General features: G+C 66.2%; 18 protein-coding genes. 9 read left to right on the top strand and 9 right to left on the bottom strand.

All coding sequences use genetic code 11. The features are described 5' to 3' along the window. Window positions 1-172 precede the first annotated feature (172 nt). From IFT65_RS08285 to IFT65_RS08270, 4 genes are all read right to left on the bottom strand, one after another. On the bottom strand, window positions 173-1,822 hold the full coding sequence (locus IFT65_RS08285) for a M28 family metallopeptidase (RefSeq protein ID WP_192081081.1): 1,650 nt from the start codon (window positions 1,820-1,822) through the stop codon (window positions 173-175). A 212-nt stretch (window positions 1,823-2,034) separates the two neighbouring features. Then, window positions 2,035-3,288, bottom strand: coding sequence for a sigma-70 family RNA polymerase sigma factor (locus IFT65_RS08280; RefSeq protein WP_192081341.1), 1,254 nt, complete (start codon window positions 3,286-3,288; stop codon window positions 2,035-2,037). Next, on the bottom strand, window positions 3,285-3,713 hold the full coding sequence (locus IFT65_RS08275) for a VOC family protein (protein ID WP_192081080.1): 429 nt from the start codon (window positions 3,711-3,713) through the stop codon (window positions 3,285-3,287). The genes IFT65_RS08280 and IFT65_RS08275 overlap by 4 nt, the downstream gene beginning before the upstream one ends. 17 nt (window positions 3,714-3,730) lie before the next feature. Continuing rightward, window positions 3,731-4,147, bottom strand: coding sequence for a YciI family protein (locus IFT65_RS08270; RefSeq protein WP_192081079.1), 417 nt, complete (start codon window positions 4,145-4,147; stop codon window positions 3,731-3,733). Between the two features lie 184 nt (window positions 4,148-4,331). Between IFT65_RS08270 and IFT65_RS08265 the strand changes: the two genes are divergently transcribed. Beyond that, window positions 4,332-4,712 (top strand): YciI family protein, encoded by a 381-nt coding sequence (locus IFT65_RS08265; protein WP_192081078.1) that lies wholly within the window; start codon window positions 4,332-4,334, stop codon window positions 4,710-4,712. A 172-nt stretch (window positions 4,713-4,884) separates the two neighbouring features. Here IFT65_RS08265 and IFT65_RS08260 read toward each other — a convergent pair whose 3' ends face one another. Together IFT65_RS08260 and IFT65_RS08255 are read right to left on the bottom strand one after the other, a co-directional pair. Beyond that, window positions 4,885-6,957 carry a gluconolaconase gene (locus tag IFT65_RS08260; RefSeq protein ID WP_192081077.1) on the bottom strand — a complete coding sequence of 691 codons (2,073 nt, stop codon included), beginning with the start codon at window positions 6,955-6,957 and terminating at the stop codon, window positions 4,885-4,887. 72 nt (window positions 6,958-7,029) lie between these two features. Next, a complete protein-coding gene (locus tag IFT65_RS08255; RefSeq protein ID WP_192081076.1) occupies window positions 7,030-7,800 on the bottom strand; it encodes a lytic transglycosylase domain-containing protein in 771 nt (256 codons plus the stop codon). 239 nt (window positions 7,801-8,039) lie between these two features. Here IFT65_RS08255 and IFT65_RS08250 point away from each other — a divergent pair, with 239 nt between their 5' ends. The 6 genes from IFT65_RS08250 (at window position 8,040) to IFT65_RS08225 (ending at window position 14,275) form a co-directional block, all read left to right on the top strand. Next, window positions 8,040-9,629 (top strand): EAL domain-containing protein, encoded by a 1,590-nt coding sequence (locus IFT65_RS08250; protein WP_192081075.1) that lies wholly within the window; start codon window positions 8,040-8,042, stop codon window positions 9,627-9,629. Window positions 9,630-9,820: 191 nt separating this feature from the next. Next, window positions 9,821-11,464 carry an ATP-binding cassette domain-containing protein gene (locus tag IFT65_RS08245; RefSeq protein ID WP_192081074.1) on the top strand — a complete coding sequence of 548 codons (1,644 nt, stop codon included), beginning with the start codon at window positions 9,821-9,823 and terminating at the stop codon, window positions 11,462-11,464. Window positions 11,465-11,491: 27 nt separating this feature from the next. Beyond that, on the top strand, window positions 11,492-11,866 hold the full coding sequence (locus tag IFT65_RS08240; RefSeq protein WP_188325917.1) for a MerC domain-containing protein: 375 nt from the start codon (window positions 11,492-11,494) through the stop codon (window positions 11,864-11,866). Between the two features lie 93 nt (window positions 11,867-11,959). Then, window positions 11,960-12,247: a hypothetical protein gene (locus IFT65_RS08235; RefSeq protein WP_192081362.1), complete on the top strand. Its 288-nt coding sequence runs from the start codon at window positions 11,960-11,962 to the stop codon at window positions 12,245-12,247. 77 nt (window positions 12,248-12,324) lie between these two features. Continuing rightward, window positions 12,325-13,170 (top strand): MnmC family methyltransferase, encoded by an 846-nt coding sequence (locus tag IFT65_RS08230; RefSeq protein WP_192081073.1) that lies wholly within the window; start codon window positions 12,325-12,327, stop codon window positions 13,168-13,170. Between the two features lie 163 nt (window positions 13,171-13,333). After that, window positions 13,334-14,275, top strand: a complete 942-nt coding sequence (locus tag IFT65_RS08225) for a GAF domain-containing protein (protein WP_192081072.1) — start codon at window positions 13,334-13,336, stop codon at window positions 14,273-14,275. A 281-nt stretch (window positions 14,276-14,556) separates the two neighbouring features. Here IFT65_RS08225 and IFT65_RS08220 read toward each other — a convergent pair whose 3' ends face one another. The 3 genes from IFT65_RS08220 to IFT65_RS08210 all read right to left on the bottom strand — a co-directional run bounded on the left by IFT65_RS08220 (window position 14,557) and on the right by IFT65_RS08210 (window position 16,626). Next, entirely contained in the window at window positions 14,557-15,525 is a 969-nt protein-coding gene (locus IFT65_RS08220) for a polysaccharide deacetylase family protein (RefSeq protein WP_192081071.1), read from the bottom strand. A 43-nt stretch (window positions 15,526-15,568) separates the two neighbouring features. Then, window positions 15,569-15,733 (bottom strand): hypothetical protein, encoded by a 165-nt coding sequence (locus IFT65_RS08215; protein ID WP_188325913.1) that lies wholly within the window; start codon window positions 15,731-15,733, stop codon window positions 15,569-15,571. 80 nt (window positions 15,734-15,813) lie between these two features. Further along, window positions 15,814-16,626, bottom strand: coding sequence for an alpha/beta hydrolase (locus IFT65_RS08210; protein ID WP_192081070.1), 813 nt, complete (start codon window positions 16,624-16,626; stop codon window positions 15,814-15,816). Between the two features lie 564 nt (window positions 16,627-17,190). Here IFT65_RS08210 and IFT65_RS08205 point away from each other — a divergent pair. After that, window positions 17,191-19,905 (top strand): UvrD-helicase domain-containing protein, encoded by a 2,715-nt coding sequence (locus IFT65_RS08205; protein ID WP_192081069.1) that lies wholly within the window; start codon window positions 17,191-17,193, stop codon window positions 19,903-19,905. 339 nt (window positions 19,906-20,244) lie between these two features. Beyond that, on the top strand, window positions 20,245-22,875 hold a 2,631-nt coding region (locus IFT65_RS08200), incomplete at its 3' end, for a DUF6531 domain-containing protein (protein ID WP_192081068.1).

Genomic DNA, 22,875 nt, shown 5'->3' with positions numbered 1-22,875 from the left:
GCGATGGGATGGGCCGAGCATAGTGCGCCGGCCCGCCACGGCAAGCACCCGGCGACGAACGCCGGGAATCAGGCGACGAATCCCGCCTTGGCAGCGACGGCCGCTGGCCGTCAGCCGGCGGCGCCGTTGGTCAACCACGCCGAGCATGGCCCGGCGCTACCCAGCCGCTGCCTCAGCGGCGCTGCGCGGCACTCTGGTCACGGACCGTGCGGAACGCTTCGGCAGCGTCCCAATTCGGCCAGTCGCGTGAGTTGGCCAGTTCGTTCCCCAGCGTGTACAGCACCTCCAGGTCACGTGCGGCGCCGGCGAACTTCCAGTCCGGCTGCCACTCGTCACCCTGCTGGTGGTAGCGCTTGGCGGTGTAATCGTCAGACGCCTTCTTGCCCGCCGCGACGCCACCGTCCACCCAGTCCTGCCCCGCCGACCACGAAAGCGCCGGCACGCCGCGCTTGGCGAAGGGGAAGTGATCCGAGCGGAAGAACAGGCCGGCTTCCGGCTTCGGGTCCGGGGTGTAGCGGATGTCCCAGCGCTGGGCCACGCCCTTCAACTGGTCCAGCAGCTCGAAGCGCGCCGAACCGTAAATGCCGAAGTCACGCGACGGACTGAAGGGCGCCATGCCATCCATGTTGATCACCGCCACGGTCTTTTCCAGCGGATACAGCGGATGCGTGGCGTAGTACTCCGAGCCCAGCAACCCCTTCTCTTCGGCGGTCACCGCCAGGAACAAGACCGAACGTTTCGGCTTGGGGGCCTTGGCGTAGCCACGCGCCAGCTCGATCAAGGCGGCGGTGCCGCTGGCGTTGTCCAGTGCGCCGTTGAAGATCCGGTCACCGCGGGCATCGGGCTCGCCCACGCCGATATGGTCCCAGTGCGCGCTGTACACCACGGTTTCATCCGGGTGCTTGCTGCCTTCCAGGCGCGCGGCCACGTTGTGCGAGGTGATCACTTCGGTCTTCACCTCGTAATTCGCATCCAGGCTGGCACCGGTCAGCGGCACCGCGGTGAAGTCACGCTGCTGCGCCTGCTTCTTCAACGCCTCGAAATCCAGTCCCGCCGAGCGGAACAGGTCCACCGCAAGATCACGCTGGATCCAGCCTTCCAGCAGCGGATGGCTGCCGGCCGGATCGTCACGCACCACGTCGAACATGGTGTTGGTGTTGGAGCCAGCCACGGTGGCCCAGCCGTACGACGCCGGTGCGGTCTCGTGCACGATCAGCACGCCGAGCGCACCCTGTCGGGCAGCCTCTTCGTACTTGTAGGTCCAGCGACCGTAGTACGTCATGCCCTTGCCATCGAAGTCACCCTGGCCGGTCTCGAAGTCCGGGTCGTTGATCAGTACGACGGCGATCTTGCCCTTCAGGTCCACGCCCTTGAAATCGTCCCAGTTCTTCTCCGGCGCCTTCACGCCGTAGCCCAGGAACACCAGCGGCGCCTTGCTGATGGCGACCTTGTCGGCACCATTCATGGCCGCGCGCACCGCGATCTGCTTGCCCTGCTCCAGCGGAAGCGTCTTCTGGCCCTGATGCAACGCCAACTGCGGCGTGCCCACGATGTCTCCCTTCAGCAGCGGCACCGCCTGGGTCCACAAGCGCTTGCCGTCCTGCAGGTCACCGCCCGGCTGCAAGCCCGCCGCAGCGAACTGCTTGCTGAGGAACTCAATCGTCTTGGTTTCCCCGGCAGTGGCCGGCGAACGACCCTCGTAGGCATCCGATGCCAGCTCGCGGACATCAGCAGAGATCCGCGCGCCATCGAATTTGGGCGTCGCCGCCATCAACGCACCTGATACCGACAGGGCCAGCACAGTCATCACTACACGCTTCATTGCTCTCTCCAGCAGGGATTGCGACAAGCCCCCGAGTGTAGCCGCTTAAAAAACGGGGAGGAGGGGAAGCGGGGGTGGTAGAGCCGACTTCAGTCGGCTGCTTTGCCGACGCAGCCGACTGAAGTCGTCTCTACCCCACTCCGCCAGTAGTGCAGCCGACTGAAGTCGGCTCTACCTCACTCCGCCCGCGTTGCAGCCGACTGAAGTCGGCTCTACCCCCCCGCCCCCGCTTTTCCAAGCAGCAGGATCCGTTCGCGCTCGTTGCCGGTCAGCGAAGCGGCGTGGGTGAAGGCTGCGCGTGCGTCGTCGTTCCTGCCCAGTCGAGACAACACTTCCCCGCGCACCACCCACAACGGCGCGTACTGCTGCAGGCGAGGTTCGTCCAGAAGGGGGTGCAGCAGACCCCACGCAGCCAAGGGACCGTCTGCGCGCAAAATCGCGACCACCCGGTTCAGGGCGATCACCGGCGACGGTTGGACCTGCAGCAGCCGGGTGTACAGCGTGGCGATCCCGGCCCAATCGGTGTCCTCCGGCGCCAGCGCGCGGGCATGGCACGCCGCGATTCCCGCCTGCAGCACGTACGGGTCTTCCTGGCCCCTCAGCGAATGCGCCTGCTGCAGCGACGCCAGGCCCCGCGCGATCTGCAGCCGATCCCAGCGCGACCTGTCCTGCTGCTCGAGCAGGACCGGCGCGCCAGCGCCATCGGAACGTGCCGCGCTGCGCGATGCCTGCAGTTCCATCAACGCCAGCAACCCATGGATCGACGCATGGCCAGGCATCCGCTGCGCCAGGATCCGCGCCAGCCGCAGGGCTTCCTCGCACAGGGCCGGGCGCATCCAATCCTCGCCGTAACTGGCAGCGTAGCCTTCATTGAACACCAGGTAGATCACCTCCAGCACCGCCCCCACCCGCGCAGGCAGGTCGGCCGCGCGCGGCACGTCGAAGGGCACCTGGTGCTGCGCGAGTGTGCGCTTCGCCCGCACGATGCGCTGCGCAATCGTCGGTTCGGGCAGCAGGAACGCACGCGCGATTTCCTGCGTGGTCAGTCCACCCAGCAGGCGCAGCGTCAAGGCGATCCGCGCGTCCGCGGGCAACTGCGGGTGGCAGGCGACAAACATCAGCCGCAGCAGGTCATCGCCGATGTCATCGACCAGGGCCTCGCTGTCATCCGGCGCCACCGGGCTCGCCGGATGCAGCACCTCCCCCCAGCGCGCGTGCTGCTCGGCCACGCGTTGATGCTGACGCAGCACATCGATGGCACGGTTGCGCGTCGCGGTCATCAGCCAGGCTCCAGGGTTGTCCGGCATGCCCTCCACTGGCCAGCGCTCAAAGGCCACCAGCCAGACGTCCTGCACCAGCTCCTCGGCACGGCCGATGTCACCGCCGAGCAGCCGCGCGCAGCGGGCGATCAGCAGGGGCGATTCCATGCGCCACAGGGTCTCCAGCCGTTGCTGCATCCCCGTCATGCCGCGTGCGGTGTCTTCATGCAATTGACCATCCACGGTTTGCCGTAGCGGTCGTGCAGCATGCCCCAGCGGTGCGCCCAGAATGTCTCCGCCAAGGGCATGTGGACGGTGCCGCCTGCGGCCAGTGCAGCGAAGACCCGCTCGGCTTCCTCGATGGAGGTCACCTCCACGTTGATGGTGGTGCCTCCCGCATTTCCCGCGCTGGGTCCGTCCGCCGCCATCAGGGTCGCGCCGCCGACGTCGAGTTGCGCGTGGGCGACGCGGTCCAGGGTGTCCACCGGCATCTCGTTGCAGCCCGGGCCGTCGGAGGGCGGCATATCGCGGTAGGTCATCTCGGACGTCACCACACCACCCAGCGCGTGCGCATAGAACGCCATCGCGTCGTGTGCCTGGCCGTTGAAATCAAGGAACGGAATCAGTTTCATGTGGATTCTCCGGCGTTTCAACGGTCGGCAGACACGTCGCGCAGATGCTGCTCCTGCGCGCGCAGCTCGGGGGTGAAGGCTTCACCGAAGTCCTCTTCGCTCATCACCGGGCGCAGCTCCAGTTCATCCCCTTCGACGAAGGGCGCACGCCGCGCCCACTCGAGCGCTTCGTCCATCGACCGCACCTGCCACAGCCAGAAGCCCGCGACCAGGCCATGCGGGTCGGCAAACGGCCCCGCCTGCACCTGCGGCGCCGCCCCGTTGAAGCGCAGCCGGTGTCCCCGCGCACTGGCATGCAGCCCCTCGCCCGCCAGCAGTACGCCGGCCTTGACCAGCGCATCGTTGAACGTCCCCATCGCTTCCAGTGCATCGTGGCTGGGCATCTCGCCCGCCTCGATCCGGGGGTTGGATTTCACCAGGACCATCACCTTCATGACCGTGCTCCGCGCGTGGCACCGGTTCTGCCGGGCCTTCATCATGACGACGAACCAGAGCGCGTGGAATCGACACGCCGGGCGCAGATTCCTACAGCCAACGCATCGGCACCCTGCGGCGTCGCAACATGGGAAGGCCCGGATCGGGTCCATCATGGGCGCCTGGCCGCCCTGGACTTCGCCCATGCCGCAGTACGCGCTTCTGATCTACATCGACCCCGTCCTGCTGCAGGCACTGCCCAGCGTCGAGTTCGACGCATTGATGCGCGACTGCCTGCAGCACGCGGACGCGCTGCAGGCACAGGGCACCTTGTTGGCCTCGCAGAAACTGCAACCGGTGGAAGAAGCCAGAACACTGCGCATCCGCGGCACGCAGCAGCGCATCGTCGATGGACCGTTCGCCGAAACCCACGAATTGCTGGCGGGCTTCAACCTGATCCAGGCCCCCGACGCGGATGCCGCGATGCGCATCGCACAGGGGTTTCCGTGGGCACGGTTCGGCAGCATCGAAGTACGCCCGCTGCAGGATCTTGACGTCGAGCGCGAGCGCGTCGGCGCGAGGTAGAGCCGAGAGGTAGAGCCGACTTCAGTCGGCTGCATTTCGGGCGCAACGAGGTAGAGCCGACTTCAGTCGGCTGCATTTGAGGTGCAGCCGACTGAAGTCGGCTCTACCTCACTCTGCCAGCAGCGCAGCCGACTAAAGTCGGCTCTACCCCCCCCCCCGCCGCGCGCCGTTTCTACAGCACCACCACGCGCAGGTCGCTTGGGCCCACTGCTGCGTTGTCGCTGTGGTCGCGGGCGTGCGCGCGGATCACGTACTCGCCCGGCGGCAGGCCATCGGGCCGCCAGCGTCCCTGCTGCATCAGCCCGTCGCGCACGGTGTTGCTGGCCAGGTAGCGGAAGCGGGTGACGGCGCTGCCGTGTACGGTGACGCCGCTGTCCGGTGCATACGCCACGCGAACCGCCGCCTGCTGCGGCGGCATGCGATTGAACACGATGTTCCAGCGCGGTTGCTCATACCCGGCCAGCGCTACGCCCGCAGCATCCAGCACCTGGTACCCCACCGCATACAACCCCAGACGACGGCGAGGCAGGTTGCCATCCACCTGGTCCCAGGCCTCCACCACGATCTGCACACCACGCCCACCGCGCGGTACCGGCACGCGTCCCTGCGCGTCGCGCTGCAGCGGCTGGTCCGCATCATCCAGCAGCGCCACATCGGTGATGCGCGGCGGCACGCGATCCACGAAGCCGGTAAAACCCAACAGGGCGGCGTTGCGCTCGAAGCCACTGCTGCCGACGCTCAGGTGCACGTGGGCCTGGCTGTTGATGCTGCCCAGCCGGTCACCGGCGTGGATGCGCGTGCCACGCCGCAGCCGTATCCGCTCCAGCGTGCCCTCGCTGTCGAACAGCTGCTGCCAGCGTTCGTCGAACGGCTGGCCGCGCGGATCGCGCCCCACCCGCATGTGCAGGTAACGCAGCGTGCCCACGGCCAGTCCCTCCGCCTGCCCGCCCACCGACCAGCTCGCCAGCGGCGTATCGATCTTGCCATCGGCGATCGCCAGCACGGTCTGGCCGACGTCACCGCGCACGTCGAATCCATCATGCAGGTGGTGCCGGCTCTCGCCGCGGAAGTTGCCGCGTACCTCGCCCAGCGTGCCCACCACTTCATGCCAGCCGTCCTGCGGCGCCAGCGGCCAGCGCCCTTCGCTGCGCGGCAGCGGCGCATCCACCGCCGGGCCGACCAACGCCGGCGCAAGCGCTTCACCGGGGGCCAGCGGCACGATGCGGTGCAGCCGCCCGGCAGCCGCATCGGCCACGCGCAGGCTGCCGTCGGCGGCGACCGCCACGCCACTGGGCCGGGCCAGCCGCGTTACCGCCCCGGTCCCCACCAATGCGATCTGGTGGCCCGCAGGCGATACCTGGACGATGCGGCCGGCACGGTCGCCGACATACAGCACATCATCATGCGTGCGTGCCAGGCCGAGCGGCCCGTTGATCACACTGCCGGCGCCCACCACGGTGTCGACCTGCCCGTCCATGCGGACCCGACGGATCGCGTTGTTATAGAAATCAGCCACCAGCAAGGCACCGTGCCCGTCCCATTCAAGCGCCACCGGCGTGTCGAAGCGGGCCGCCCCCGCAAAACCGTCCACGTGCGCGGGGCCGGCATCGCCGGCCAGCGTGCGCACGTCACCGTCGACACCGATGACCCGGATGCGGTCGTTCCAGGTATCGGCGACATAGACATTGCCGGCGGCGTCCACGGCCACGCCCATCGGCGCATCGAAGCGCGCCTGTGCGGCCGGGCCATCGGCAAAGCCCCGGACACCGCCAGCCAACGTGCTGACCTGGCCGTCCAGACCGATCCTGCGGATCGCATGGTTGCCGGTGTCGGCGACATAGACCACGCCGGCCGCATCGCGTGCCAGCGCCGATGGGGTATGGAAGCGTGCCTGGTGTGCGGGCCCGTCGACGAAGCCCTCGCTGCTGCCGGCCACGGTTTCGACGACGCCGTCCGCACGCAGCCGCCGGATGCGATTGCTGTCACCGGCATCGGCCACCAGCACGCTGCCGTCATCCAGGGCCAGCAGCGCGTACGGGTCGGAAAACCGCGCCTGCGCCGCCGCGCCATCGCGGTCACCCGGCACCCCCTCACCGGCCAGCGTTTCTATCTGCGCCGTCCAGCCCAGCGGGGTGGCGGCCGGCCCGACCGGCACGGGCACCGCAGACTCGCGCGGCAGGAAGGTCGCGGCCACGGCGACGGCCGTCAACGCGGCCATGCCCAACATCCATCGCATCCGTGCCATCGGCGTCCTTCGTCATGTGCAACGGGCGACGATACCGGCTGCCCACGCACACGCCAAGACGACCGCGCAGTATCAGCGCGCGGGCACCTCGGTCCGGATGCCCATCGCCTCGCGATAGCGCGCGTACAACGCCATCACCTTGTCCACGTAGGCCAATGTCTCGGCGTACGGCGGCACACCCTTGTAGCGCGTCACCGCCCCGATGCCCGCGTTGTAGGCCGCCGCGGCCAGCACCCGGTCACCGTTGTAGCGGCGCAGCAGCGCGCGCATGTGGCGGGCACCGCCGTCGATGGACTGCGCCGCCGACAGCGGATCCACCACGCCGTAGTCGCGCGCCGTCTCGGGCATCAGCTGCATCACCCCTTGGGCGCCCTTCGGCGACACCGCCGCTGCATCGAAATTGCTCTCCGCGTGGGCGATGGCGCGCAACCACGCATCGTCCACGCCGGTCGCCTTCGCGGCAGCCTTGAACTGGCGCGCATGCGGGGCCAACTGCGCGGCACCCACGCGCCCCAGTCCCTCGTGCGCCGGCTCGCCCGGCGGCGTGGCCACGGTGAATTTCAGATACACCGTCGATCCGGGCTGGTTGCGGGTGGAATACACCAGGCGCCCGTCCTGCTCGCGCTCGTACAACGTGCCACTGAACACCCCCATGTTGCCCCACAGGTTCGGTGCCTGGACGGCGCTGTCATCGATCTCTTTGGGCGTGCAGCGCGATCCCGGTTCGGGCGCGGTGGCCATGCTGACCGTGTTGCCCTGCACGCAGCGGTACACGGTGCGGGCCTGCACCGACCCACTGGCCAGGCAGAGCAGCACGATGCACAGCAGGAAAGGCAAGGGCATCGCGGGTCACAAGGCGGGGGGCGGGCCGCGATGGTCAGCCTGCCACCGCGAACCGGCAGTGAAAGTGGCGCATGTCGCCTTCAACCCCTTGCTGCTGCGGGGGCGGATGCGCCGCCTGCAGGGAAACGGACCTCGGTCTGCGCAGATCACCGGTGGCCCGTCCATTCCGTTACGCTTGCCGACAAGGCAGCCTGCGCGCGGGCCCGGCCGAGTTCTTCGACCTCCGTCACCGGCCTCCCATGACCCGCACCCGCACCCTGCTCATCATGACCGCAGTGGCCGCCCTGGCCGCCGTCGTGCCCATGGCCCTGATGACCTGGTTGAGCTGGCAGCAGGCGGTGACGCTGGCGCAGGATGACCTGCAGGAGACCGCACAGCGCACGCTGCAGCGTGCCGAGCGCTCCTATGCGCAGGCGTTGTCGGCATTGCAGTCGATGCAGGCCGATGACCTGGTCCCGTGCAGCCCTGCACACATTCATCGCATGCAATCCAAGGTGGTGACCACGTCATCGGTGGACCAGATCGGCTACTTCGTCGACGGGCGCATGCGCTGCACCTCCTGGGGGCCATCTGACGGCAGCATCGCCTGGGGCACGCCGGACCACACCACCGCCGATGGCGCCGCGCTGCAGCTGGACGTGCAGCCGCGTGCCGCCTACGGACGCCGGATGCTGTCACTGCGGCTGGGCCAGTACGACGCCCTGATGGATCCGGGTCACTTCGTCGACCTCGTCGCCGCGCAGGACCTGCGCCTGGCCATCGCCACCCCGGATGGCCGCTTGATCGCGCAGCAGTCACTGGCGCGCCACGACCTGCTGGAGTCGCTGCTGCGCGATCCCCGCAGCGGCATGGACGACCGTGATCTGTTCGCCACCGCGCGCAGCGAAGAATGGCTGGCGATCGTCGTGGCCCCACGCGGCCGCCTGCGCGACATTTTCGTCGGCCAGTTCTGGCGTTTCTTCCCGCTGGGGATCCTGCTCGCGGCGGGGTGTGCCGGGGGTGCCTTGTGGCTGTCTCGCCGCCGTCTTTCGCTGCATGGCGGGCTGGTGCAGGGGCTGCGCCGCAACGAACTCTACGTGGTGTATCAACCGATCATCGAACTGGAGACCGGCATCTGCGTGGGCGCCGAAGCCCTGATCCGCTGGCGCCGTGCCGACGGCACCGAGGTGCGCCCGGATCTGTTCATTCCGCTGGCCGAAGAAAGCGGACTGGTCGAAGCGATCACCGACATGGTGATCGAACGCGTGATCGCGGACATGCAGCACTTGCTGGTGGGCGATCGCAGCGCGCACATCGCCATCAACCTCGCACCGGAGGACATGATCAGCGGGCGCGCGTTGAAGGTGATCGCCAGCAAGCTGGCCGGCACCGGCATCGCCAACCAGCAGATCTGGCTGGAAGCCACCGAGCGCGGCTTCATGGACATCGAGCGGGCACGTGCAGTGATCACCGCCGCCCGCCATGCCGGCCATGCGGTGGCCATCGATGATTTCGGGGTGGGCTATTCCAACCTGCAGTACCTGCAGCAGTTGCCGCTGGATGCGTTGAAGATCGACAAGTCGTTCATCGATGCGATCGGCACCGAGAGCGCGACCAGTCCGGTCACCGGCCACATCATCGACATGGCCAAGACGCTCGGCCTGTTCGTGGTGGCCGAGGGCGTGGAAACCGAAGCGCAACTGGCCTACCTGCACAGCCGCAAGGTGGAATTCGGACAGGGGTGGCTGTTCTCCAAGGCGCTCAAACGCGATGATTTCATCGCCTTCCACGAGCACCGCCGCGCGTTGTACGGCGCAGCCCGCGAAAACATGCAGAACGCGCAGCGGTAATACCGCGATCGGGGTCAGCCATCCCGCACGCGCCACGCCGTTGCCTGTTCCATTCAGCCCGAGCCTTTATAATTCCAGCCTCACTCTGGAGTCCCACGCCGATGCGCCACTGATGCCCCCGTCTTTCTGACGGCCTGAATCTTCCCGCCCCTGCGCGCAGGGGGAGTCGATGGCATCTGCTGGAGGTCTGCATGACCACGTATCCGCTCACGCTTGATCGCGTGACCTGTCGCCTGTCGGATGGGCGCACAGTGTTTTCCGAACTGTCTTTTACCTTCGACCCCATCCGGACCGGCCTGGTGGGCGCCAATGGCGTGGGCAAATCCGTGCTCGCACGCATCCTCGCCGGGCAGCTTCAACCCAGCAGCGGGCGCTGCCACAGTGAGGGAAGGGTGACCCTGCTGCCGGCGCTGAGTGGCACGGTGCAGGGCAGCGTGGGCGAACTGGCGGGCATGGCAGAGGTGCTGGCCGCCCTGGCACGCATCAGCGCCGGCAGCGTCGACCCGGCGGATTTCAGCACCGTCGATGATCGCTGGGACCTGCCGGAGCGGCTGCAGCAGCAGTGGCGCCAACAGGGCCTGCCGGATGACCTGGATCCGGAGCAACCGGCGGCCCGCCTCAGCGGCGGCCAAGCAATGCAGGTCGCGCTGTCCGGCGCCTGGGCCAGCGGTGCCGACTGGTTGATCCTGGACGAGCCCAGCAATCATCTGGATGCGCGTCGGCGCAGCGAACTGGAGACCCAGCTGGCGCGCTGGCGGGGTGGACTGATCGTCATCAGTCACGACCGCGCACTGCTGGACCACATGGAATGCATCGTCGAACTGGATGGCGCTGGCCTGCATCGGTTCGGTGGCGGCTATGCGGACTTCGTGCAGGCCAAGGCGACCCAAGCGGCGGCGGCGCAGGCCCAGCTGGACCATGCCCGCAACGCGCATCGCCAACAGCAACGACAGGCACGCGAGCAACACGAACGCGCGCAGCAGCGGCATTCGCGGGGCGAGCGCAGCGCGCGCGATGCCAACCAGGCTCCCATCCTGCTGGGCCTGCAGAAACAACGGGCGCAGGCCAGCGCCGGGCGCAACGCGCAGCTGCAGCAGCAGCGTCTGGCCGGCAGTGCGGAGCGCCTGCGCACGGCAGCGGCGAGCGTGGGACGCGCGGCCGAGCTGATGGCCTTCGCGCCGGATGCGGGCCACGGCACCCAACGCGTCGCCCGGTTGGAAATGCTGGTGCTGCCAAACGGCTGCGCCGAGCCGTTGGATCTTGTCCTGCAGCGCGGCCAGCGCGTGGCCCTGGTCGGTGATAACGGCAGTGGCAAGTCGACCCTGCTGCGCGTGCTGGCCGGCCAGCTGTCGCCACGCAGCGGTGCCGTGGAGGTCGCGGTACCGTCCGCCCTGCTGGACCAGCACCTGCGTGCGCTGCCGTCATCAGGCAGCGCGCTGGATGCCCTGCAGCGGGCCAATCCGGGCGCGGCACTGCACGATCTGCGCACACGCCTTGCCTTGCTGGGCCTCGATGCCCAGCGGATCGAACGCACGACAGACACCCTCAGCGCAGGCGAACGCCTGAAGGCCGCGATGGCGTGCGCGCTGTATGCCGATCCGGCTCCCGGCCTGTTGCTGCTGGACGAGCCCGGCAATGCGCTGGACCTGCAGGCGCTGCAGGTACTGGAAGACCTGCTGCAGCAGTACACCGGCACCTTGGTGATGGCCAGCCACGATGCCCGCCTGCTGGCTGCCATGCGGCCCACCCATGTGCTGCAGGTGACCCCGCGTGGATGGACCCTGAACCCGTGGCCGGATGGCGCTGCGGACCATGAAGCAAATGTTACTATGTAACACCACGTCGCCTCCAAACCCTTCCCCATGAAAACCAACGCTGCCCTGCTCGACGCCGGTGCCGTCGCCCTGTCCAGCCTGTGCCTGTTGCACTGCCTCGCCCTGCCCCTGCTGGCCGCGGCCCTGCCCTTGTTCGGCGCCTGGGCCGAAGCCGAGTGGGTGCACTGGGTGTTCATCAGCATGGCGTTGCCGCTCACGGCGTTTGCGTTGTGGCGCGCGCATCGCCAGCACGCCCTGCCGGCCATGGCGTGGCTGGGGGCCGGGCTGGGGCTGGCCCTGCTGCTGGCCGGTGCCCTCGAATTCCCCAGCCATGACAGTGAAACCGCCGTCACCGTCACCGGCAGCCTGATGCTGGCCGCCACCCACGTGTGGAATGCCCGGCGCCGCCACCGCCAGTGCTGACCGCGCCGGATCATCGGCACGCGCGTCAAATACCCGACACCGGTTACTGTAGGGACCGGCCAGCCCGGCCAGACAAGCGAAGGAGAGCGTGCGATGGCAGCAAGGGGAAGCGCCCTACGGCGTAGCGTGGCGCCGTGGATGGGCCTGTGCAGTTGCCTGGGGCTGCTGGTCGGCGTGCTGGTGGAGCATGCGGCACGCCTGGTCGGCGCAACCGGCAACAGCCCGATGGCGGTGGGCGTGCTGGCGGCCGCCATGTGCGGCTTCGGCCTGATGCTGGCCTCGCGCGTGCGCGAAGAGCGCTGGCCGTGGCTCGGCCTGGCCGGTGCCGCGTTGTCATCGGCGCCGCTGCTGCTGTTCCTCGCCTCCATGCTGATGTTCTGAACCACGCGCGATATCACAGGGCGCAGCGCTGACTCCCGGCCTACACTAGGCGGCCTGCCTGTCGCCTGACCGATCCCGTGCCCCATTACACCGGCCCCCTGCTTACCCGTGATTCCGCCGCCCTGCTGCAACGCGCTGCCGATGGCGGTGCCGCCACGTGGCACGGCTCGTTGGATCTTGGGCGCAGCGAAGAAGATGTCGCTCTGGCGGCTGATGGCTTCACCTTCCGCGGGCACGTCTATGCGTGGCCGGGCAAACTCAAAGACCGCACGCTGTATTACTGGGACAACGATGCGTTCCTGCCGATCTCGCGTTTCAGCACGGGCCTGATCAAGCTGGTACCCACCGACTGGGGCGCACCCACCTTCGAGATCGATGGCATCAAGATGCTGCCGACGGCCAAGGTATCGCCCTTCGACGATGCACGCCGCAAGGTGGAACTGGTGGCACCGGCCGGCAAGGTCGTGCTCGATACCTGCGGCGGCCTGGGATACTTCGCGGCCTGCTGCCTGGAAGCAGGCGTCAGCCAGATCCGTTCATTCGAAAAGAACCCGGACGTGCTGTGGCTGCGCACGCTCAACTCCTGGTCGCCGGACCCGGATGCCGCCAGTGCCGGCGGCCGGCTGCACCTTGCGCAGGGCGACGTGTCGAAAGAAATCGAATCCATTCCCAGCGGCACCGTGGATGCGATCCTGCATGACCCGCCGCGGTTCGGCATCGCCGGCGAACTGTATTCGCAGGTGTTCTACGATCATCTGGCGCGCGTGATCCGCAGCGGCGGGCGCTTGTTCCATTACACCGGTGCGCCGAACAAGCTCACCAGTGGCCGCGACGTGCCACGCGAAGTGTCCAAGCGGTTGGAGAAAGCCGGTTTCAAGGTCGAACTGGCCCTGGATGGCGTGCTGGCGGTGAAGAGGCACTGAGCCACGAGGCAGGCGCCGACCCACGGCCCGCGCCTGCCGGCAGGCGATCCGGGTGTGCGCCGTTTCCACAGCGACGCGCGACAGGCACTGCTCACGCGGCAGTCAACCTGGCCGACGCAAGCTGCCGTAATCTGGACAGGCAATCACCAAATCAGAGGACGACATGGCCGATCCCCATTCTCATCTTCCTGGCGATGAAGCCGAGCGGCAACGTGCGCTGGATGCACTGCACATCGTCGGCAGCCTGCCGGAGCCGGCGTACGAAGACATCGTGCGGGTCGCCGCTGCGGTGTGCGGTACGCCGATGGCGCTGGTGACGCTGATCGATCGCGACCGCCAGTGGTTCAAGGCCCGTACTGGCGTGGAGGGCAGCCAGACCGATCGCAACGTCGCCGTCTGCGACCACGCCATCCGCCAGCCTGAAGACCTGATGGAGATCGGCGACCTGCAGCTGGACAGCCGCTTCGCGGAGAACCCGGTGTTGAAAGAAATGGGCGCGCGCTTCTACGCCGGCATGCCGCTGGTGACCGGTGACGGCGCCGCCGTCGGCAGCGTCTGCGTGGTAGACCTCAATCCACGCGAACTCAACGACACCCAGCGCGACGCCCTGAAGGCCCTTGCCCGCCTGACCATGGCCTTGATGGAAGCACGCAGCCGCGAACGCGAGCAGGCGGTGGCGGAAATCCTCAACCAAGGCCTGGAGCTGGAAGCGTCCAACGCACCGGAAAGTGCGGGCGAGTACAGCGTGGTGATCATGGAACTGCAGGACCTCGACGCGTTGTCCGCGCGACTGGGCGAACGCGGGCTGGCCAAGCAGCTGCAGGCGCTCGACCTGCGGCTGGAGCAGTGCCTGCAGCCCGCCCGGGGCGACAGCATCAACCGGGTCACCGGCAGCGGCGAGTTCATCGCGGTGCTCGGCACCGAACAAGCCGCCGACACGCTCACCGCCCTGCACGAAGTAGCCGAAGAGATCCGCCACACCCTCGGCACCCCGCTGCTGATGGGCAGCGCCGGCACCCGCACCGGCGAACCCACCTCCGCCGTGTTCCTGCGCGCCGACCAAGCCCTCAGCGCCGCAAAAGACACCCACCCCGCCGAGCGGTAGAGCCGATGGGTAGAGCCGACTTCAGTCGGCTGAAGCCTTCCCCATAAACCCACCGGTAGAGCCGACTTCAGTCGGCTGAGGCATTTCCCCATAACCCCACCGGTAGAGCCGACTTCAGTCGGCTGAGGCTTTCCCCATAACCCCACCGGTAGAGCCGACTTCAGTCGGCTGGGGCATTTCCCCATAACCCCTCCGGTAGAGCCGACTTCAGTCGGCTGGGGCGTTTTCCAGCAGCCGACTGAAGTCGGCTCTACCCCTCGCATCATCATCCCCTCAACCCGTCACTCGTAATCCACCTTCGCCAACACCTTCACCCACGCCGGCACCTCCGGCTCCCCGGCATAAAACTCCTTCGGCTTCTTCTCCGCCATCGCCCAGCGATGCAGCCAGCTCGGTCCGTACCGTCCGTCATACCCCTCCGCCGCATGCGCATACGCCGGGTCGCGCAGCGCCTCTTCCAGGCTGATGAAGCGATACCCACGCCGCTTCGTCGCCGCAACCAGCTCGGCAAACGTCGCCGCGTTGAGCTCGTTCGCATGCATCAGCCACACCTGCGGCAGCGCATAGCCCAGCAGCGACTGCGACTGCGCCTCGTAGTAATCCAGCTTGTTGAGCATGTACGGCACATAGCCGCGGCGCAGCTGACGCAGGGTCGCCTCGCGTGCAGGCGAATCAGGCTGCTCGTTGATCACATTCGCGTACGCGAACGCCCACACCCACTCGCCGTTATCCACGGTCACCGGCGCGACGCGGTAGCCGTGCTCGCTGAAGAACACGTCCATCTGCCGGCGGTCCTCCGCCGTGCGGCCCACACGCAGATACGGGTGGCGCATCCACGTCGGCGTCAGGCCCCGCTCGGCCAGCAGCGGCCGCAGCACCTGCTCCCCACGCAGGAAGTCACGCTGGAATGCCTGCACGCCTTCGGCATTCAGATCCATGTGCGAATACGTGTGGTTGCCCAGCGCATAGCCGGCATCCAACCAGTCCCGCAGCATCTGCACGCGCGCCGGCTGCACCGTGCCGTCCACTTCCAGCTTGTTTTCGTTGACGAAGCCCACGACCGGCACGTCGGCCTGACGCAGCTGCGCCATCAGCGCCTGGTGCCGCGCCTGCAGGTCCGGCGGACGGATCTCATCCAGTCGCGCCCAAGGCAGGTCATCGATGGTGACGGCGATGCGGCGGTCGACCTCGGCGGCCTGCGCGATGCCACAGACAGCCAGCAATAACCACACACACGAGCGATAGTTCATCCCACGGTCCTGCCCGGCACGGGCATGAAAAGCAGGCCTGAATTTACCGCTGTTTGGTGGCCCACATGTTGTCCACCAGGTTCGGATACGGCCGACCGTTCTCTTCAGCGCGCTGTTTCGCCGCTTCTTTCTGCGCGGCGGTAAGCGGCGTGGACTTCTGGCCCTTGGGATTGGGCTTCTTCCAGGGCGGCGTCGTGGATTTGCGCATGGCCAGGCGGCTCCAGCGAAGGAAAGAAACAGAATCGCCCGGCCATCCGACCGGGCGACTCGCAGCACATTACTGGCAACTTACTTCTTCAGGAAGTTCAGCAGGGCCAGGTTGAAATCATCGGCATGACTGACATTGCAGCCATGCGGTGCATCCTTCAGCACGACCAGCTCGCTGCCTGCGATGGCCTCGTGGGTACGCTTACCGGAGCCCTCGAACGGAACGGTGCCATCACTGTCGCCATGGATGACCAGCGTCGGCACAGTGACCTTCTTGATGTCGTCGCGGAAGTCCGTGGTGGCGAAGGCCTTCATGCAGCCCAGCGCCGCAGTCTGGTCGGACTGGTGGGCCAGCGCGATGGCTTCCTGACGCTGCGCCTCGGTGACCTTCAGCTTGCCATTGGCGCTGAAGAAGTCCTTGGTGAAGTTGTCGAAAAAGGCCTCGCGGTCCTTGCCGAGTTCCGCCGCCATACCATCGGCCGCTTCCTGCGTGAGCGGACCATCAGGATTGTCGCTGGTCTTCAGCAGGTACGGCGGCACCGCCGCGGCGAACACCACGCTGTGCAGCCGGCCTTCGCCGTGGTTGGCGATATAGCGCGCTACTTCGCCGCCACCCATCGAGAAACCGACCAGAGAGACGTCCTTCAGGTCCAGATCGTCGATCACGCCCGCCAAGTCAGCCGACAGCGTGTCGTACTCATAGCCATCCGAGGGCTTCTCCGACCGGCCGAAGCCGCGGCGGTCATAGGCAATGACGCGGTAACCGGCATCGCGCAGGATCGGCACCTGCGCCTTCCAGGAGTCGGCCGACAGCGGCCAGCCATGGATCAGCACCACCGGACGACCGGTGCCACCGGAATCTTCAACGTGAAGGCGAACGCGGGAAGCAGTCATGGACACTCCATGGAAGGGATTGGAGCGCCCACGCTAAACGGGATGGGCTATGTGGGCCGTGAAAGATTCCGCGCGGGCCGTGACACCGCCTGCACGGAGCAGAGGGGCGCAGAGATCTCGGTAGCGCCGAGCCGCGCTCGGCGAAATGCATGAAGCACCGCGCGGGGCGCTCGCCCCTGGCATCACGACCTCCCCTGCACGGAGCTGAGAGACACAGAAAATATCGGTAGCGCCGAGCCGCGCTCGGCGAAATGCATGAAGCACCGCGCGGGGCGCTCGCCGAGCATGGCTCGGCGCTACCACAGCCTCGCCCGTCCGGCCGCGATACGCCTGTACGGAGCTGAGGAGCATAGAGAAATCGGTAGCGCCGAGCCGCGCTCGGCGGAATGCCTGAAGCACCGCGCGGGGCGCTCGCCGAGCATGGCTCGGCGCTACCACTCCACCACCTTGCGGAACTGACGCGGACGATATCCACGCCCGGCGCGTCCCCCGCTATCATGACAACACCCGCGATCGCGCTTGCCGCGCGCGGCATGACACAGATTCCGCAGGACAGCAGCACGCATGACGCAACACTGGAAACCCTCACGCCTGGCGATGTCCCTGCCCCGCACGCAACCGTGGTCGCTGCAGCTGCAAGGCGACGTACTGGTCATCACGATCGGCGACACCACGCAACGGCTCCAACTCGGTATGGATGCACGCGTCCAGGTGAAGCCCGGCATGCTATGGGCCAGCGTCAACGTTCAACGTCGCGAGGGCCCTCCGCTGCTGCTGGAAGGCCTGTCCAACGCGGACGCCAAGGCGCTGTCGAACGCACTGACCCCCCATGACGACACACAGGATCGCGCTGCGCGTGGCCCTGCCTTGCAACGCATCCTGGACACCATGCGGCAGTGGAACGGCGATGCCGAAGACCTGCTAGCACAGCACCGTGCGCAGCGTCGCTGGATCAGCCACGACGACCAACAGGCCTTGCAGGACAGCCGCCCGTCGCTGGACGCCGACACCGCAACGCTGCACGCACTCTTCAACGACCCGGCCGCACATGCCGATGAAGATGAAGACGAACACGAAGCGGCGCTGATCGAACTGGACCTGTGGGAACAGGACTGGACCGGCGCCTGCGAAGCAGTGAATGCACAGATTCTGGCGATCGAGCGCAATGACGCACGGCCCCTGCTCGACCACGTCGAAAGCCGCCCACTCACCGACGAGCAGGCGCATGCGGTCATCTGCTTCGACAACCGCGTGCAGGTCGTCGCCGCAGCCGGGTCCGGCAAAACCTCCACCATGGTGGCCAAGGCCGCGTATGCCATCCACCGCGGCTACGCCGAACCGCGACAGATCGTCATGCTGGCATTCAACAAAGACGCCGCAAAGGAGTTGCAGCAGCGTGCCGACCGGTCGTTCGCGCGCATCGGCCTGGAAGACCACGGCGTCGAGGCCCGCACCTTCCACGCACTCGGCCTGCATATCATCGCCAGCGCCACCGGACGCCGGCCGGACGTGCCCGACTGGGCCGTCGATGCCACGCTGGGCTTCAACAAGCTGGCCGAACTGGTAGACCAGTTGAAGGACCGCTCGCATGCGTTCCGCACCCAGTGGGACATGTTCCGGCTGGTGTTCGGGCGTGACCTGCCCTTGCAGGGTGGCGCGATGGCGGCCGATGGCTGGGAGAAGGACGGCAGCGGCTACGTGCGCACCCTGCGAGGCGAGCGCGCGCGCAGCGTGGAAGAGTGCGTGCTGGCCGATTGGTCGTTCTACAACGGCGTGGACTACGTGCTTGGCCGCGCGCGATCCTTCGATGCCGAAACCGAGGTCTTCAAGGCGCAGCAACCGGACTTCCACTACCCCGATGCCGACCTGGACCACGAGCATCTGGCCGACGACGAAGCCCCTATACCCCGACGCGGCACGCCGCAGCCCGACGGCGCCCGGATGATCGAAACGACCTCGCACGACCTGCGCATGGGCTGGGCCTTCGATGACCTGGCTGAAGCACTGAGCGCAGGCGGCGTCGTGCCGGACCCCAACCCGGACCGCGACATCCCGGACGAGGGCCAGAAGCCCATGCCGGATACCGAACTGGTCGGCCTGATGCGCAGCTTCATCAGCCACGCCAAGAGCAACGCACTCAGCCTGGATGACATGGCCGCGCGCCTGCGCGACATGCCTGATGACCAGTACAAGGAACGCCACCGACGCTTCCTGCAGATTGCCGGGCCCGTGCTGCAAGCGTGGGACGACGCACTGGACGACGCGTGCGCCATCGACTTCGAAGACATGCTCAACCAAGCGGCCGAGCACCTGGAACAAGGCCGATTCGCATCACCGTATACCCTGGTGATGGCCGATGAATTCCAGGACGCCTCGCGCGCCCGCGCCCGGCTGTGCCGCGCCCTGGTGCAGGAACCCGGTACGTACTTCTTCGCCGTCGGCGACGACTGGCAGTCGATCAACCGGTTCGCCGGTGCGGACGTATCGGTGATGACCCAGTTCCGTGCATGGTTCGGCCATGGCCAGGTGCTGCGGCTGGAACAGACGTTCCGCTGCCCGCAGGCGCTGTGCGATGCGTCCAGCCACTTCATCAGCGCCAACCCGGCGCAGATCCGCAAGCGCGTGCGCTCCACCACCCCGTCGTATGGGCCCGTTCTGCAGGCGTTCCAGGTCGCCGCGCGCGAACAGTTGAACGATGCCATCGCCCAGTACCTGCAACACCTGCACACGCAGTGCCTCACGGGCGCACTACCCGCCGGCCGCGACGGCAAGTTGCGGGTGTTCGTGCTGGGCCGCTACAACGCCGACCGGGCCTTCGTGCCGAGCAACTGGCAGGCACGCTTCGGCACCACGATGGAGGTCAGCTTTCTGACGGCCCACCGCAGCAAGGGCATGGAAGCGGACTACGTGATCCTGCCTGCCCTGCTGGATCGCGCCTTCCCCAACCTGCGCGCGGACGACCCGGTGCTGTCGCTGGCCATGCCGAGCGGAGACACGTTCCCTCTGGGGGAAGAACGGCGCCTGTTCTACGTCGCGCTTACCCGCGCACGTCGATCAGTGGCGATGTTCACCGTCAGTGGCCGACGCTCCCCCTTCCTGGATGAGCTGGAACGCGATGGGGCCGTCAGCGTGACCACGGTGGATGGCCTGCCGATCAAGGAACAGCGATGCCCCGCGTGTGGCACCGGCGTGATCGTGAAGAAGACCGGCAAGTACGGGGACTTCCACTCGTGCTCGGGCTACCCGCGCTGTGAGCACAAGCCGCGGCTGACCGCATAGAAGCGAAGGCCGGGTAGAGCCGACTTCAGTCGGCTGGGGGTTTGCACGGAGACTCCTTCGCTTGGGACCGTGCGGACGTTGTCCGCCAGCCGGCATTTCATCGGGCGCGGATGCGGCACGCATACCCGGCAAAAAACACTAGATGACCAGTGATTCGCCGGAAGACTAAAACTCTCGTCAATTGCAGTGATGCGCGGCCCATGCCCGGTTGCCGAGTCGACCCTCGGCCTGACTTGCATCCGACCGAAAGATTTGTGAAAGTTAGCTGAATGACGGTTGGCTCATATGCCGCCGACGACCCAGTGGCAAGAGGCCCCCGGGACAACGAAGGGACGAACGATGAATTGGTTAGCGAAGGGAAAAATCCTTGGAGCGGTTGCCCTGCTTGCGCCCTCTGTGTGGCTGTACGATGCCCACGCTTTGGATCCTTCCAAGGAGAAGAAGGAGGAGGATCCAGCGAAGACCGCCCCTCCGCCGCCTCCGACCAATTTGCCGCGAATGACCGTAACCGCACCCTTGGTCAGGGATCCACCACCTTTCATCCCCGGAGTTCATCGCCAAGCAGGCATGGGCGGTCTCCCGTCAAGGTCGTTCCAAACCACCCGCACCGCGAAGGCCCAGGAAACAGACGATCGCCGAGATTGCAGTTCTGGTGACCAGACCGGAGGCAATCCCGTTGTCCTCTACACGGGCAATAAAGTCGAGAACGAACTCGACTTCTCCTCCAACGGTGAGATGGGATTGTTCCTGAGCCGTACGTACAACCATCACTGGAATGCGTCCGGCCTGTTCGGCAACCATTGGCTAAGCAATTTCGACGAGTCGTTGGCTGTATCCCAGAACGGCGACATCCTTTGGGTGCAACGACCAGATGGGCGCCGTGTCCGCTATCTACAGGACGTCACGACTGGCCGCTGGTTTGAGGATAAGGCTCAGCCCATCGGCTACATCGTCCGCAACACCGATGGAAGCTATCGCCTTTACGACGATGACCGCAGCATCGAAGACTACTCGAACGAAGGTTACATACTACGCAAGCAGAACGAGCAGGGCGTAGCATGGACATACACCTATACAGGCAAGTACCTGCAGCGCGTTACTCACTCATCAGGGCGTTTCATACAGTTCGGTTGGAACAATGGGCAGCTGACACAGGTCACGGATCCCGCTGGTGCAATCTATCGGTACACCTACGCCGCCAACGCGTTCGGCCAGGGCCGGCATCGCCTGTCCTCCGCCACCCTGCCAGGCGCTCCTGAAACTACTGTCACCTATCACTATGAAGACACACGTTATCCGGGCGGGCTGACCGGCAAATCTTTGAGTGGATCTCGCTACTCAACGTTTGCCTATGATAACGAGGCACGAGCAGTTCTCAGCGAGCATGCTGGCGCAACCGAACGGCATCAATTCAGCTACGTTGTACATACGCAGGAACCAGTAGGCGCCCCCCCGCCGCCCGCACGCCCTGGCGGCAACCTTCCTGGCGAGTCGAATGGCTGGTGCGTGCCAAGAGGTGCGAACGGGACAATTTGCTATCAGCCCGCCTCCCTTCCCGGGGGCTCTGTGCCTATGGCAAGCGCCAGTGGAAAAGCGGCCACGACGGCCGCGACTACGGCCTCAAGGACGCGCCCGGTAAAAATAAGCACCGTCACGACCAATCCCTACGGGCGTAAGACGACATCTGTTTTCGATGACGGCAAGCTTCTGGAGGTCGCCGGGGAAGCATCACCCCGCTGTGCGGCAAGCTTCAAGAGCAGCACGTACGACGCGAACGGCTACCCCGATCTCGTCCATGACTTCGAGAACAATCTCACAAACTATGATTACAGTCCGAAAGGGCTCTTGATCAAGGAAGTTGCGGCCGCAGGCAGCGCAGCCGAACGCACCAGCAACTGGCAGTGGGACCCCACGACCAATCGGTTGGTGAGCTTGACGGTACAGGGTCTCAGACGGCACTCCTACACATATGACAGCCGCGGCAATGTAGCGACGATCACTACTATGAACTTGAGCAGCAACGGTGTGCCGCAGCAAGCTCGTGTTCTACGTTACACCTATACGTATCACTCGAATGGTCTCAAAGCATCGGTGAAAACTGATGGACCATTGGCGCAGGATGATGTGACCGAAACATTCAACGCGCAAGGTGATCTGACCTCGTTCCGTAACGCACTGGGCCACCAGGTCAGCTACGCGAACTACAATGGCCTTGGAATGCCCCGCAAGATCACGGGCCCCAATGGCGATGTCACAGAGGTTACCTACGACGCCCGCGGCCGCATCACCTCTCAGAAGCAGAGCGTAGGAGCAGGCTGGGCAGTCTCCAGCACCACCTTTGATGCCGCAGGCAACGTGGCAAGCGTCACCCAGCCGAACGGCTCCACCACCCGTTTCACTTACGATGCTGCGCGTCGTCTGCTGCAGGAGTTCCGGCCAATCGGTGATGGGACGTTCGCATGGACCCACCACACGTATGACGTTGCGTCCAACGTTACACGGACCGAAGTGCGTCACACCGACTATCCCATGGGGAGCACGGTTACTGGCACCGTCGAGGGAATCAATCACGATGCCAACTGGAACTGGTCTGTTGGTGGTTGGGCATGCAGTACTGGATCCAACAGCTCCATTGATGTGCATGCCTACACTGATGACGGAACGCTCATCGGTGGATTCACTGCCAATCGGCCGAGTGAGACCCAAGTGGCCGCCGCATGCCAAGCTAACGGCAGTGCCTACCGATTCCAATTCCCCATTACCCTTGCACAGCGACATCAACTGGGGGGGAAGCGCATCAATGTCTACGGCATCTCGCCCATGGGTGGGGTGAACAACAAGCTGTTGCCGGGCTCCGGCACGGTCACTATTCCGGAAGCACCGGTTCTGGGCGCCATCCACGGGATCAATCGTGACGCCGCGTTCAACTACCGCGTCGATGGGTGGGCATGCGCGGTTGGCTACGGTTCC

The organism is Stenotrophomonas sp. CFBP 13725 (assembly GCF_014841935.1).
In the GTDB taxonomy this organism is placed as follows: domain Bacteria; phylum Pseudomonadota; class Gammaproteobacteria; order Xanthomonadales; family Xanthomonadaceae; genus Stenotrophomonas.
This window is presented reverse-complemented; position numbering and strand designations above follow the sequence as displayed.

Bases quoted from the DNA above. Each gene is read 5' to 3' on its own strand.
- IFT65_RS08285 (WP_192081081.1), bottom strand. From the start codon at position 1,822: ATGAAGCGTGTAGTGATGACTGTGCTGGCCCTGTCGGTATCAGGTGCG.
- IFT65_RS08280 (WP_192081341.1), bottom strand. From the start codon at position 3,288: ATGACGGGGATGCAGCAACGGCTGGAGACCCTGTGGCGCATGGAATCG.
- IFT65_RS08275 (WP_192081080.1), bottom strand. From the start codon at position 3,713: ATGAAACTGATTCCGTTCCTTGATTTCAACGGCCAGGCACACGACGCG.
- IFT65_RS08270 (WP_192081079.1), bottom strand. From the start codon at position 4,147: ATGAAGGTGATGGTCCTGGTGAAATCCAACCCCCGGATCGAGGCGGGC.
- IFT65_RS08265 (WP_192081078.1), top strand. From the start codon at position 4,332: ATGCCGCAGTACGCGCTTCTGATCTACATCGACCCCGTCCTGCTGCAG.
- IFT65_RS08260 (WP_192081077.1), bottom strand. From the start codon at position 6,957: ATGGCACGGATGCGATGGATGTTGGGCATGGCCGCGTTGACGGCCGTC.
- IFT65_RS08255 (WP_192081076.1), bottom strand. From the start codon at position 7,800: ATGCCCTTGCCTTTCCTGCTGTGCATCGTGCTGCTCTGCCTGGCCAGT.
- IFT65_RS08250 (WP_192081075.1), top strand. From the start codon at position 8,040: ATGACCCGCACCCGCACCCTGCTCATCATGACCGCAGTGGCCGCCCTG.
- IFT65_RS08245 (WP_192081074.1), top strand. From the start codon at position 9,821: ATGACCACGTATCCGCTCACGCTTGATCGCGTGACCTGTCGCCTGTCG.
- IFT65_RS08240 (WP_188325917.1), top strand. From the start codon at position 11,492: ATGAAAACCAACGCTGCCCTGCTCGACGCCGGTGCCGTCGCCCTGTCC.
- IFT65_RS08235 (WP_192081362.1), top strand. From the start codon at position 11,960: ATGGCAGCAAGGGGAAGCGCCCTACGGCGTAGCGTGGCGCCGTGGATG.
- IFT65_RS08225 (WP_192081072.1), top strand. From the start codon at position 13,334: ATGGCCGATCCCCATTCTCATCTTCCTGGCGATGAAGCCGAGCGGCAA.
- IFT65_RS08220 (WP_192081071.1), bottom strand. From the start codon at position 15,525: ATGAACTATCGCTCGTGTGTGTGGTTATTGCTGGCTGTCTGTGGCATC.
- IFT65_RS08215 (WP_188325913.1), bottom strand. From the start codon at position 15,733: ATGCGCAAATCCACGACGCCGCCCTGGAAGAAGCCCAATCCCAAGGGC.
- IFT65_RS08210 (WP_192081070.1), bottom strand. From the start codon at position 16,626: ATGACTGCTTCCCGCGTTCGCCTTCACGTTGAAGATTCCGGTGGCACC.
- IFT65_RS08205 (WP_192081069.1), top strand. From the start codon at position 17,191: ATGACGCAACACTGGAAACCCTCACGCCTGGCGATGTCCCTGCCCCGC.